This is a genomic window from Nocardia panacis, assembly GCF_003598715.1.
Lineage (GTDB): Bacteria > Actinomycetota > Actinomycetes > Mycobacteriales > Mycobacteriaceae > Nocardia > Nocardia panacis.
This window is the reverse complement of the sequence record NZ_QZFU01000017.1, coordinates 36,419-49,384: the sequence shown is the minus strand read 5'-3', so window position 1 is coordinate 49,384 and position 12,966 is coordinate 36,419. Positions and strand designations below refer to the sequence as shown.

Here is a 12,966-nt window from a genome sequence, read left to right as displayed (position 1 = left end):
CGCGCGCACATCCGCGCGAAGCGCCCGCCGACGGCGACGTAGCATATGGGTTATGTCCTCGGCCATTCCCCTGAATCTCGGAATCGCTCGCTCGACCGGATCCGAAGCCTCGGGCGGCGGTAAGCGAGTGCTGCTCGCCGAACCACGCGGCTACTGCGCCGGCGTCGATCGCGCCGTCGAAACCGTGGAGAAGGCGCTGGAGAAGCACGGCGCGCCGATCTACGTGCGCAAGGAGATCGTGCACAACCGGCACGTGGTGGAAACCCTACGCGAGCGCGGGGTGATCTTCGTCAACGAGACCGACGAGGTCCCGCACGGCGCGGTCGTGGTGTTCTCGGCGCACGGCGTGGCCCCCACCGTGCACGAGTCGGCGGCCGCGCGCGGCCTGCACACCATCGACGCCACCTGCCCGCTGGTCACCAAGGTGCACCAGGAGGCCAAGCGCTTCGCCCGCGACGATTACGACATCCTGCTCATCGGCCACGAAGGCCACGAGGAGGTCGAGGGCACCGCGGGCGAGGCCCCCGACCACGTCCAGTTGGTGGACGGTCCCGACGCGGTGGCGGGTGTCACCGTGCGCGACGAATCCAAGGTCATCTGGCTCTCACAAACCACCCTGAGCGTCGACGAGACCATGGAGACCGTGCGTCGGCTGCGCGAGAAATTCCCGAAACTGCAGGATCCGCCCAGCGACGATATCTGCTACGCCACCCAGAACCGTCAGGTCGCGGTGAAGGCCATGGCCCCCGAATGCGATCTGGTCATCGTCGTCGGGTCGCGCAACTCCTCCAATTCGGTGCGGCTGGTCGAGGTCGCGCTCAACGCGGGGGCGCGGGCCGCGCACCTGGTCGACTTCGCGCGCGAGGTCGAACCCGCTTGGCTGGAGGGTGTGCGGACCGTCGGCATCACCTCGGGCGCATCGGTGCCCGAGATTCTGGTGCGCGGCGTACTCGACAAGCTGGCCGAATACGGATTCGGCGAGGTGCAGTCGGTGACCACGGCGAACGAGACGCTCGTCTTCGCACTGCCGAGGGAATTGCGGGCCGCCCGGCAGTGAATTCGCGGCGCGGCCGCTCGCTCAGTAGTCGTCGGGATCGCGGCGATGATGGCGGTTGACCTCGCGCAACTCCGGCTGACCCTCGCGGTCGCGGTAGCGGACATTGGGTCGCGGATGCGGCGGCACCTCCGCGCCGCGTCCGCGCGCCGCGGTGCGCGGTAGCTCCTCGCTGCGGGGAGCGAACGACTCGCGACGGGGCGCGGCGGAGCGGGAGCGCGTCTCGCGGGAATAGCCGCGACCGCGCGGCGGTGCCTCGGCCGGTGGGCGGCGGGGATTCACCCTGGGCAGGTGCTGGACGGTATCGGGATCGTCGATCTCGGGCTGCGGTCTGCGAGTGCGACGGCTTGATTCGGCGGGTTGCGCGCGTCGAGTGCCGCGACCGCGCGTGCTCCGGTCGCCGCCGGGGCGCTCGCCGCGCCGCCGCGGCGCGGGCTGCCCGGCCCCGTCGGCCCGCCGATGCAGCACCACGCGCAGGATGCCGACAGCGACCGCGAGCGCGGTGGCCAAAACCATGACCGGAAACCGATTGACCAGCGGGATGGCCAGATTAAGCAGCACATCCTTCATCCCGGTCGACGCGTGGCCGCTGAGCTTCTGATACGCCAGCGGCACCGCCAGGAACAGCAGCAGCGGCGGCAGCACCAGGGTGGTGAACAGCGCCCGGTAGCGCACCACCAGCACCGCGATCACACAACCCGTGACATAGGCCCCCGCGAACCAATTGGTCAGCTCGTCGCCCTCACCGCGGGCATCGATCACGAATCCCACCACCGTGCACGCGACCGCGATCAGCACCGCCGCGATGACCGGAACCCCGGGCACCGTCGGAAGGATCGAGCGTTGCGGCGCGGGCACCCTGGTTCGCACACGTTGGGAAGCAGCCACGACATGAACACTAACCGGCCGCGCCGCGCCGTGGTGCCATGGCACGGTGGTCGGTTCGCGGGCTATTCCTCGACGTCGACCCTGCGCACCGCTCGCGGCCGCACATCGACCCGGTGCACCACCGGGACCTCGGGTCCGGTGACCTCCATTTCCCGCAGTTTGCGCGCGGTCACCATGACCCTGGACTCCACCGAGGCCACGGTGTCGTTGAAGGCGTCGACGGCTTTGCCCAGTTGGGCGCCGAGCCGGTCCAGATGTTTGCCGGTGGTGCCGAGTCGGGCATAGAGGTCGCGGCCGAGCCGCTGAATGGTCGCCATATCGTGCGAGAGCGCCTCCTGGCGCCAACCGAAGGCGATGGTGCGCAACAGCGCTATTAGGGTGGTGGGGGTGGCCAGCACGACATTGCGGCCGAACGCGTGCTCGAGCAGGTCGGCGTCGGTGGTCAGCGCGGCATCCAGGAACGGGTCGCCGGGGACGAACAGGACCACGAATTCTGGGGCCGGATCGAAGGCGGCCCAGTACGCCTTGTCGGCCAGCTGATCGATATGGGAGCGCAGATGTTTGGCGTGGCGGGTCAGGTGCGCGGCGCGGGCGTCGGGATCGTCGGTGGTCGACGCGTCGAGATACGCCTCGAACGGGACCTTGGCGTCGACCACGATATGGCGACCCCCTGCCAACCGGACCACCAGATCGGGTCGCACCCGCGCCGTGTGGTCGCCACGGGTGACCTGGGTGTCGAAATCGCAGTGCCGCGACATGCCCGCCAGTTCGACCACCCGCTCCAACTGGATCTCGCCCCAGCGGCCGCGCACCTGCGGCGCGCGCAGCGCGGCCACCAGTTGACCCGTCTGCCCCGCCAGATGCTGCGAGGTGCGATGCATACCCGCCACCTGCTCGCGCAGGCCCGCGTAGGCATTGATGCGGTGATGCTCGACCTGCTCGATATGGCGGTGCAGTTCGCCCAGCGCCGTGCGCAGCGGTTCCACCATCGCGCCGATGGCCTGCGAATGTCTGCGCGCCGAATCCTCGCTGGCCGCGCTGAGCGATTGTCGCAGCAGATATTCCTGATCGGCCGCCGCCGTGAGTCGCGCCTCGGCGCCTGCCAGGCGGGTGGCCGCCGCGGCCGCGCCGCGCTCGACGTGGGCTGCGCGCCCGAGCCAGCCCAGGCCGCAGCCCGCGGCGAACACCAACAGCAGCGCGAACAGCATCGGTGCGGACATAGGTAGAGATGGTGCCGCACGGGTGTGACAAAACGGCGCGACGCGCGACTGTGGCACATCAACGGGGCACGCGGCTGCGACATCTTGGCGCGACGCGCGCTGTGACATCTTGGTGCGCCGCGCGCTGTGGCATATCGGCGGCGCGCGCCGGTGTCCTGACACGCCGGGCCGAGCACGACACCGGCCGAACCGCGATTGAAACGTGTCGGTGTTGTGCCCTAGCGTTGCGCGGCATGCGGATGCTGCACACCTCGGACTGGCATATCGGGCGCACCTTCCACGGCGTCGATCTGCTTGCCGACCAGGCCCATTCGCTGGCCGCCATCGCGGACCTGGTCGCCGCCGAATCGGTCGATGTGGTGCTCGTCCCCGGCGATGTTTACGACCGTTCCATCCCCAACGCCGACGCCATCGCGGTGTGCAACAGGGGTTTCGAGGCCATTCGCGCGGCGGGTGCGCGAATCGTAGCCACTTCCGGTAATCACGATTCTGCCGCCAGGCTCGGGGCGGGGGCGAGTTTCGCGGCGGCGGGCGGACTGCATCTGCTGACCACGGTCGCGGCCGTCGATCGGCCGGTGCTGCTGGCCGACGAGTACGGCGAGGTCGCCTGCTACGGGATCCCCTACCTGGAGCCGGAGATCACCCGCGTCGAACTCGGTGTGCCGCAGGCCCGTTCGCACGCCGAGATCCTGGCCGCGGCCATGGGGCGGATCCGTGCCGATATCGCCGCGCGCGGCACACCGCGCGCCGTGGTGCTGGCGCACGCGTTCGTGGTCGGCGGGGAGGCCACCGGATCGGAGCGCACCATCGCCGTGGGCGGGGTGGAGACGGTGCCGCTGTCGGCATTCGACGGTATCGACTATGTCGCGCTCGGTCATCTGCATTCACCGCAGACACTGTCGGATTCGGTGCGATACTCCGGCTCGCCGCTGCCGTACTCGTTCGGGGAGAGCTCCCACCGCAAGGCGGTGTGGTTGATCGACCTGGACGCCGCGGGTCTGCGTTCGGTGCATCGGCGCGATCTGCCGATCGTGCGCGAACTCAGCCGCCTGACCGGCACCCTGGACGAATTGCTCACCGACGCGGCGCATTCGGCGGCCGAGCAGCACTATGTCTCCGCGGTGCTCACCGATTTCGCGCGCCCGGTCGACGGTCTGCGCAAACTGCGCGCGCGTTTCCCGCACATCGTGCATATGGAATGGCAGCGACCGGAGGGGAATCCGGAGTTGCGGTATCGGGAGCGGGTGCACGGTCGCGGCGACGGCGAGGTGGCGCACAGCTTCCTCACCGATGTGCGCGGCGCGCCCACCCCCGGCGAAGTGCGCTGGCTGGAGCAGGCATTGACGGCAGCGGTGCGCGAACGTCCGGAAAGTCGCGAACATCCGGAACACCCTGTTGTGCAGGAGATTTCGGCATAGTGAAGCTGCATCGCCTGGAGATGACGGCCTTCGGGCCGTTCGCCGCGACCTCGGTCATCGATTTCGACGCGCTCGGCGCGGACGGACTGTTCCTGCTGCACGGGCAGACCGGCGCGGGTAAGACGACGGTGCTCGACGCCATCGCGTTCGCGCTCTACGGTCGGGTGCCCGGCGCGCGCGGCGACACCAAGCGGCTGCACTCCGATCACGCGCCCGTGGACACGCCGCCCCTGGTGGTGCTGGAGGCCACGCTCGGTGGGCGTCGGCTGCGGTTGACCCGCTCGCCCGAATACGAGCGTCCCAAGAAGCGCGGCGCGGGTATGTACACCGACAAGGCCGCGGCCACCCTGACCTGGCTCGACGGTCATGGTGAGAATCTGTCCCGCATACCGGATATCGGCGATGAGGTGCTGCGGCTGCTCGGGATGAGTGCCGACCAGTTCTTCCAGGTGGTGCTGCTGCCGCAGGGCGATTTCGCGCGTTTCCTGCGCGCGGACAACGAGGAGCGGGAGAAGCTGCTCGAAAAACTCTTCGACACTGCGCGTTTCGGCAGCGCCGAGACCTGGCTCACCGACAAGCGCCGCACCTCGGAGGCGGAGCTCAAATCCCGCACGGAGGCCATTGCCCGGCTGATCTCCAATGTCGCCATGGCGGCGGATCTTTCGGTCACCGAGACCGTCGAGTTGCCCGATGCCGTCGCCTGGTCGCAGGATCTGCTCGCCGCCGCCCGTGTGGCGGCCACGGTCGCCACCGAGGCGAATGAGCTGTGCCACACCGAATTCCAGGCCGCGAGCGCCGCCGCGGAGGCGCAGCGCCGCGCGCAGGAATTGCACCGCCGCCGCATCGCCGCCCGCACCCGACTCGACGCCTACACCGTCGCAGGCCCGCATCGCGCTGCCCTCGGCGCCGAACTGGACAGCGCCAAGCGCGCCGCTCCCATCGAATCCGAGATCAACGACGCCAGAAGCGCGGTCATGGCGTCGCGTCGCTGCTCCGCCGAATCCACCACTGCCGCACGATCTTTGGCATCGCTGATGCTGGAGCCCGAGGGCGCGGACATCGGTGAGCCGGACCTGATCGAGTACGAGCCCGAGGATTCGAGCATTGCCCCGCGAACCGACCCGGCGCATCGAGCCACTGTGGATGGGAGCGGCGATGTCCCCGAGGGGCGGGTGCCTCTCGTGCGAGCAGATGCGGATCTTGATGGCGCGATCTTGCGGTGGGGAGCGGGAATCGGAGCCTTGGACGAGGTCGCGGGCGATGCGCGGGCCGCCGATCGGCTGAGCGAGGAAGTCGTCGAACTTCGGCGCGAGGCCGCGGCGCTGGGGGAGCGAGTGGCCGGATTGCTGCTGCGCCGCGAGCAATTGCCCGAGGCGCTGGCCGCCGCGCAGTCGCGGGTCCGCGAGGCCGATGCGGCGGCCGCCGCCTTGCCCGGATTTGCCGGGGAGTGCGAGCGGTTGCGGGCGGCGGCCGCTGCGGCGATCGAATTGGATTCGCGCAGAACCGATCTCGACCGTGTGCGGATCGAGGAGGAGCGGGCGCGGGTCGCGCATCTCGACGCCAGGGAGCAGGTGATCGAACTGCGGGAGCGGCGTTTGGCGGGGATGGCGGCCGAACTCGCCGCTCAGTTGGTCGAAGGCGCGCCGTGCGCGGTATGCGGCTCCGCGCAACACCCGGCACCCGCGCGCGCGACCGAGAGCGCGGTGTCCAAGGAGGCCGAGGAACAGGCGGTAGCGGCCGAACGCCGGGCGGAGAGCGCCCGTGATCGTGCGCTGGCCCGCAGCACCGATCTGGAACGCGAGATCGAGGGCCTCATCGCACGCGGTGGCGCTGCCGACCGCGCCGTGCTGGCCGCCGCACTGCGCAAAGCCACCGACACCTATTCGGACGCGGCCGAACTCGCGGATATCGCCGGCCGACTCACCGCCGAGCTGACCGGCCTGCGCGAGGAGGAGGCCGGCCTGCACGAAACCCTGCGTGCCACCGAGTCCCGGCAAGGCGCGGTCACCTCCCGTATTGCCGCCGCGGAATCCCGCCTCACCGAACTCACCGCCCGCCTGCGCGCCGCCGCGGGCCGCGACGGCGCCATCGCCCGCCGCCGCACCCGTCTCACCACCCTCATCGACTCCGCGACCGCTCTGCGTGCGGTTCGCCGCGCCGAATCCACCGCACGCGCTCAGGTGACAATCCTCGCCGATCGTATCGAATCTCTGTCCCTGGCAGCAGGATTCGTTCCAGAGGGTTGGGCGCTGCCCGATCCGGTCCCGCCCGCGACGGCGAAATCGGACGATATCGCGACAGTAGCGGCAATGAACCCGGCGGAGTCCGATGCTTCGGACGCCCAGTTGTCAGGTGCGGTGCCCCAATCGAGCAGCGGTGCCGCGGGTCTGGCACCGCCGACCGCCGCTGGGCCTACGCAACTCGGTTTCGCACTCGAAACGACTGTCGATGCAGGCGGAAGTGCGGGACACGGCGACCTGCTCGAATCGCGGTGTACGACAGGTGGTTCCGGTGTCGAGCCTGCTGAGACGTCCGCGTTGGATCAGAGCGGTCCGCCGCGCGATGACGTCGCGGTATTGACCGCCTTCGCCAAGGTCGTCAATGCCGCGCTGCGATCGGGGGAGCGGCAGCGGGAAATCGAGGCGGAGTTGTTGGCGGCCGACCGGGAGCGGGCGCATGCGGAAGCGGTGTTGGCGGAGCCGGAGATAGTGGCGGCGGGGGAGAGTCCGCCGGGGGATCAGGGGCCGGTGGCGGCCGAGGTGGCGGCGGCGCGGACGCGCTTGGACGCGGCGGTGGCGGCGCAGGCGCGGGCGATCGAGCGGGTGGGGCAGCTCGAGGAGTTGGGCGGGCAACTGTGGGCGGCGCTGGATCGGATCGCGCCGGTGCGCACGGCGCACGAGGAACTGGCGGGGCTGGCCGATGTGGTGGCCGGGCGCGGGGTCAACAATCGGCGGATGTCGCTGCGCTCGTACGTACTTGCCGCGCGGCTCGAGGAGGTGGCCCTGGCCGGGTCGGTGCGGTTGCGCCGAATGTCCGGTGGCCGTTACGAATTCGTGCACACCGATCGGGCCGGTCAGCGCGGCAGGCGCGGCGGTCTCGGGATCGATATCCGCGACGACTACACCGGGGCGATCCGCCCGTCCAACACCCTTTCCGGCGGTGAGACCTTCATGGCCGCACTGGCATTGGCGCTCGGACTGGCCGATACGGTGGCCGCCGAATCCGGCGGCCTGGTGCTCGACACGCTGTTCATCGATGAAGGTTTCGGCAGCCTCGATGCCGCGACCTTGGATGCGGTGATGGGTGTATTGGACGAGCTGCGCGCGGGCGGTCGGGTAGTCGGCGTGGTCAGCCATGTGGACGAGATGCGCCAGCGAATTCCGAGCAGGCTGTACGTGCGGCGCACCAGGTCTGGATCCCATCTCGAGGCAACCTTCGCCTGACAGGCGGCATTTGTCGATCTGCGCTGCGCCCTGCCGCGGCGTGACTACCGCGTTTCGTGCTCGAGCAGCCAGCGCTTGACCGGCAGACCCCACCGGAATCCGCCGAGCGCCCCGCCGATCCGGAAAACGCGATGACACGGTACGAAAAGGGCGACGGCATTGCGGGCGCAGGCACTGGCGGCGGCGCGCGGTGCGTCGGGTTTGCCCGCGAGGGCGGCGAATTCGGTGTAGGTGACCGGATCGCCCGAAGGGATCTTGCGCAGGACTTCCCAGGCGTGCTCGATGAAGGGACCGGACCGCTGCCGGACCGTGACAGCGTCGATGGCGGTGAGATCGCCGCGATGGTATTCGACAATCGCGGTGCTCACCTGCCCCAGCGAATCCCGTTGGCGCAGTTCGCTCGGAAGCAGCGTGGGATGGATGGGGATGAGCAGTTCCTCGGCATCGGCGGTCCAGCCCGCACCGAGCACCACCCCGTCCGCGTCCACGATCGCGGTGAACGGACCGATCGGTGTGTCGACCGTCGCGAAATCGGCCGTGCCCACGACGGATCGGGTGTTCGGACTCATCCCTGCCTCCCATTCGCACCGGTATCCCGCCCGTTCGAGCTGTTGTCCCGCCCGTTGAGCGCAGCCTTCCACAGCTGCATGGATAAATAGGACCGCCACGGCGTCCACCGCCCGGTCTCGGTCAGATCGATCCCGAGCAGCGCGGCCCCTTGCCGCACAACGAGATCCGTGGTCAACAGCACATCCGGATCGGCCAGCAGCCGCATGACGACATAGTCGGCGGTCCACGGGCCGACCCCGTCCAGCGCCAGCAGGTCGCGCCGCAGGTCGGCGGCGGTGCGGCCCGAATGCAGCACCAGGTCGCCCGCGGCCAGCGCCGCCGCCGCGCCGACAATGGCCTGGGTGCGCCGCGCCGGACCGGTCAGCACCTCCGCGCCGCGTTCGGCGATCACCTCCGGTGTCGGGAACAGCAGCGGCACCGGGCCTTCCACCCGTTCGCCGAGGGCCTCGACCAGTCGCGCGGTGTGCGTATTCGCGGCGGCGAGGGAGATCTGCTGCCCGATCATGGTGCGCAGCAACAGTTCCGGGCCGTCCAGGCAGCCCGGCACCCGGATTCCGGGGGTGAAACCGTTGGCGTGGCGCGCCACACCCAGCGCCTCATCGATGCCGACCGGATCGGCATCGAGGTCGAGTAGATGCCGCAACCGGGTGACGGTGGGCGCGAGATCACGCATATCGTGCAGCGACAATTCGGCCCGCACATGATCGCGCTGGAAACTCAGCCTGGCGGTGGCATAGCCGTGCGGTGTGCGCAGATTCCTGGTGTAGGCGCGGTCGTCCCACAGTTCGACGCCGGGTGCGGCGTGCGCGGACATGAACCACTCCAGCCAGGCGCGATCCATCGGCTCCCGATACGGAAGACGAAGCGACAGTGCGCTATTCGTCGGACCCGACAGCAGGCCATTGATCGGCGCGGGACTCGGCGCGCGCCCGTTGGCCCGCTGCGCCTCCGCGCGCATGGTGGTGGGGCTGACCGCGAAGACCTCGCGCACCGTGTCATTGAACTGGCGGATGCTGGCGAATCCGGCGGCGAACGCGATATCCGACATGGGCATCGCCGTGGTCTGGATGAGCAGTCGCGCGGTGTGCGCGCGATGCGCGCGGGCCAAGGCCAGTGGACCCGCCCCGAGTTCGGTGGTGAGCACCCTGGTGAGTTGACGCTGCGAATAGCCCAGTTGCGCGGCCAGTGCGGGCACGCCGCCGCGCTCGATGACGCCGTCGCCGATCAGGCGCATGGCGCGGGCGGCCAAGTCGGCCCTGGTATTCCACAGCGGTGAGCCGGGCGCGGCGTCGGGCAGGCAGCGGCGGCAGGCGCGGAAGCCCGCCTGTTGCGCGGCGGCCGCCGTGGGCAGGAAGGTGACATTGGCCCGCTTGGGTGTGATGGCGGGGCAGGAAGGGCGGCAATAGATTCCGGTGGTGCGCACCGCGGTGAAGAACTGTCCGTCGAAGCGGGCGTCCCTGCTCGACACCGCGCGATAGCAGCGGTCGAAATCCAAAGCCGTGATTGCCACGCTCACCACAATGGCAGCCTTCGGACCGGCGCGCTAGCGGAAATCAGACAGGTTCCCCCGTTATTCGCTCTCAGCAGCAGCGGTTGGTCGGATTGTCGTCGGCCGCGGCATGTCGATCACGCCAATATTGGCGCTCCGTCGGGATCGGGGCATCCGGATGCACACGGCGCAAATGCGCCACATAGCGCTGATAATCCTGGCCACCGAGAATCCCGTTGCACCACCACAGCAACCAGCGCACGCCACGCAGGACGGCCGATCCACCGGACCGGCCGCCCTGCGGCACAAGGGATTCGGTCATTCCGCGTGCACGTGCGCGGCCCCCGGCGCGCGCACCTTGCCGGAGGCGATCAACCCGTCCCACTCCTGCTGCACCTTCTTTTCCGCCGCCGTCGCGAAGAAGCCGCGCGGACCGAAGATCTTCGACGGCACCTCCGGCGCCTCGGTGGTCGCGCCGCCGCCGCAGCGCCAGGCACGCAGCGCCACCAGCACGCCGACAACGGCTACCACCAGCACCAGCACCGCGAAGACGATCGACAGCGTGCCCTGGATATAGGTATTGCGAATGATCTTGCCCATATCCGAGATCTGCTGATCCATCCCGGCCGGATTCTTCGCGGGCGCCAGCACCTGACCCGCCTCGCGGGCGGCCAAGAACTTGTCGCGCTTATCGATGGTCTGCAAGTGCAGCGTCCAGTAGCCCAGCTTCGGATCGCCGGAGAAGATCTTCTGCCAGGACGCGCTCATGGTCACCAGCAGATCCCAGACGAGCGGAATCGCCGGAATCCAAGCCCATTTCGTCAGGCCCTTCTTGACGATGATCACCAGCACCACGGTGAGCGCGACCGCCGCCAACAACTGGTTGGCGATGCCGAACAGCGGATACAGCGTGTAGATGCCGCCCAGCGGATCGGTGACGCCCATCAGCAGCACCGAACCCCACGCCGCCACCACGACGGCCGAGCACAGCCACGCGCCGGGTCGCCACGACGGATCCTTGAACCGGCGGGCCGGACCACCCAGATTGCCCAGCGAATCGGAGAGCATGAACCGTGCCACCCTGGTGCCCGCATCGATGGTGGTGAGGATGAACAGCGCCTCGAACATGATGGCGAAGTGGTACCAAAACGCCTTCATGGCCGATCCGCCCACGAACGACTGCAACACCTGCGCCATACCGACGGCCAGCGTCGGCGCGCCGCCGGTCTTGGACAGCAGCGAACCCTCATCCACGGCCTTCGCCTGGTCGGCCAGCTCCGCACCGGAGATGGGACTACCGCCCAGACCCATCGCATTGATCTTGGCGGCCGCCGCGTCGACAGTGCCGGTGGCCAGACCGGGCGTATTCATGGCGAAGTACAGGTGCTGGTCGATGACGCTCGCCGCGATCATCGCCATCACGGCCACGAACGATTCCATCAGCATGCCGCCGTAGCCGATCATCCTGGCCTGCGATTGCTTCTCGAGCAGCTTCGGCGTGGTGCCCGAGGACACCAGCGAATGGAATCCCGACAGCGCGCCGCACGCGATGGTGATGAACAGGAACGGGAACATGCTGCCCGCGAAGGACGGGCCATTGCTGTTGCCCGCGAACTGCGAGACGGCAGGCGCCTTCAGCACCGGCATGGTGACCAAGACCCCGACCGCGAGCAGCGTGATGGTGCCGATCTTCATGAACGTCGACAGGTAGTCGCGCGGGGCGAGCAGCAGCCACACCGGCAGCACCGAGGCGATGAAACCGTAGATGATCAGAATCCAGGCGATGGTGGTGCCCGACAGCGTGAAAAGGTCGCGACCCCAACCGGATCCGGCCACCCAGTTGCCGGAGATGATGGCCAGCAGCAACAGCACGAACCCGATGATCGACACCTCGCCGACCTTGCCGGGCCGCAGGAACCGCAGATACAGACCCATGAACAGGGCGATCGGCACCGTCATCGAGATGGAGTACACACCCCACGGGCTCCCGCCGTGCAACTGCCCGTCCGCGCCCTTGGTGGCCGCCAGCGCGTTCACCACCACGATCCCGAGCACGGCCAGCAGGATCATCATGATCACCAGCACCGCGATGATCGCGGCCACGCCGCCGACCACGCCGAGTTCCTCGCGGGCCATCTGTCCCAGGCTGCGCCCGCGCCGCTTGCTCGACGCCCACAGCACCAGATAGTCCTGCACCGCACCCGCCAGACAGACACCGACGATGATCCAGATGGTGCCCGGCAGATATCCCATCTGCGCCGCCAACACCGGCCCCACCAGCGGACCCGCGCCCGCGATGGCCGCGAAGTGGTGACCGAAGAGGACACGCCGATCCATCGGCATGTAGTCCTTGCCGTTCTCCAATTCTTCCGCCGGAGTCGCGACATCGTCGCGCGGCTTGGTGATCCGGTATTCGATCAGCCTGGCGTAGAACTGGTAGGCGATCACATACGTACAGACCGCCGCCACCACGATCCAGACGGCATTGACATTCTCACCTCGGGCGATGGCGAGCACCGCCCAGGCAATCGCGCCGACTACGGCGATCGCGAGGAAGAGCCCTTTCTTGGCAGGGGTGATGGGCGAACGGTCCACGACACCAACTGGAGGTAGGTCGGGATCAGTCCGGAGGTATTCGACGGTCGCCATGCGAACTATCTCCCGCGAATCGAGCTGGTCCTGCTTTAAACGTTGACAACGTATCCGAACCGAAGCGTCCATACGCCCGACTTAGTGAAGTCTGAACATTTGGAATCCGGATTGTGGCCGTACGCTTGCGTTTTCCGATTCGGAACGCGGCAGGGCGGGTACGGGTGGCCCGCATGCGAAAGCCCCGGCGCCCGATATCGGACGCCGGTGGCGAGTGCCGGGTGCGGCGTGATCT

The 12,966-nt window shown here is 68.6% G+C and carries 9 protein-coding genes; 3 read left to right on the top strand and 6 right to left on the bottom strand.

Annotated features, from left to right (window positions below; translation table 11 throughout):
• The first annotated feature begins 52 nt into the window (after positions 1-52).
• Positions 53-1,057, top strand: coding sequence for a 4-hydroxy-3-methylbut-2-enyl diphosphate reductase (locus D5S18_RS13560; protein WP_120040832.1), 1,005 nt, complete (start codon positions 53-55; stop codon positions 1,055-1,057).
• 21 nt (positions 1,058-1,078) lie between these two features.
• On the opposite strand, the gene D5S18_RS13555 is transcribed toward D5S18_RS13560, so the two are convergent.
• Both D5S18_RS13555 and D5S18_RS13550 read right to left on the bottom strand, forming a co-directional pair.
• The gene (locus tag D5S18_RS13555) at positions 1,079-1,942 is read right to left on the bottom strand and encodes a DUF6542 domain-containing protein (protein WP_203236720.1); all 864 of its coding nucleotides are present in this window, start codon (positions 1,940-1,942) and stop codon (positions 1,079-1,081) included.
• Between the two features lie 62 nt (positions 1,943-2,004).
• Positions 2,005-3,162: a DNA recombination protein RmuC gene (locus D5S18_RS13550; protein WP_120040830.1), complete on the bottom strand. Its 1,158-nt coding sequence runs from the start codon at positions 3,160-3,162 to the stop codon at positions 2,005-2,007.
• A 233-nt stretch (positions 3,163-3,395) separates the two neighbouring features.
• On the opposite strand from D5S18_RS13550, the gene D5S18_RS13545 reads away from it, so the two are divergent.
• Both D5S18_RS13545 and D5S18_RS13540 read left to right on the top strand, forming a co-directional pair.
• Positions 3,396-4,580 carry an exonuclease SbcCD subunit D gene (locus D5S18_RS13545; protein ID WP_120040828.1) on the top strand — a complete coding sequence of 395 codons (1,185 nt, stop codon included), beginning with the start codon at positions 3,396-3,398 and terminating at the stop codon, positions 4,578-4,580.
• Complete coding sequence (locus D5S18_RS13540; RefSeq protein ID WP_120040825.1) at positions 4,580-8,023, top strand: AAA family ATPase; 3,444 nt, start codon at positions 4,580-4,582, stop codon at positions 8,021-8,023. The genes D5S18_RS13545 and D5S18_RS13540 overlap by 1 nt, the downstream gene beginning before the upstream one ends.
• Positions 8,024-8,067: 44 nt before the next feature.
• Here D5S18_RS13540 and D5S18_RS13535 read toward each other — a convergent pair whose 3' ends face one another.
• The 4 genes from D5S18_RS13535 to D5S18_RS13520 form a co-directional block, all read right to left on the bottom strand.
• Complete coding sequence (locus tag D5S18_RS13535) at positions 8,068-8,592, bottom strand: methylated-DNA--[protein]-cysteine S-methyltransferase (RefSeq protein ID WP_120040823.1); 525 nt, start codon at positions 8,590-8,592, stop codon at positions 8,068-8,070.
• A complete protein-coding gene (locus D5S18_RS13530; RefSeq protein WP_120040821.1) occupies positions 8,589-10,112 on the bottom strand; it encodes an Ada metal-binding domain-containing protein in 1,524 nt (507 codons plus the stop codon). The genes D5S18_RS13535 and D5S18_RS13530 overlap by 4 nt, the downstream gene beginning before the upstream one ends.
• 61 nt (positions 10,113-10,173) lie before the next feature.
• A complete protein-coding gene (locus tag D5S18_RS13525) occupies positions 10,174-10,353 on the bottom strand; it encodes a CstA-like transporter-associated (seleno)protein (RefSeq protein ID WP_203236728.1) in 180 nt (59 codons plus the stop codon).
• 47 nt (positions 10,354-10,400) lie between these two features.
• On the bottom strand, positions 10,401-12,731 hold the full coding sequence (locus D5S18_RS13520) for a carbon starvation CstA family protein (RefSeq protein ID WP_120040816.1): 2,331 nt from the start codon (positions 12,729-12,731) through the stop codon (positions 10,401-10,403).
• Positions 12,732-12,966 lie beyond the last annotated feature (235 nt).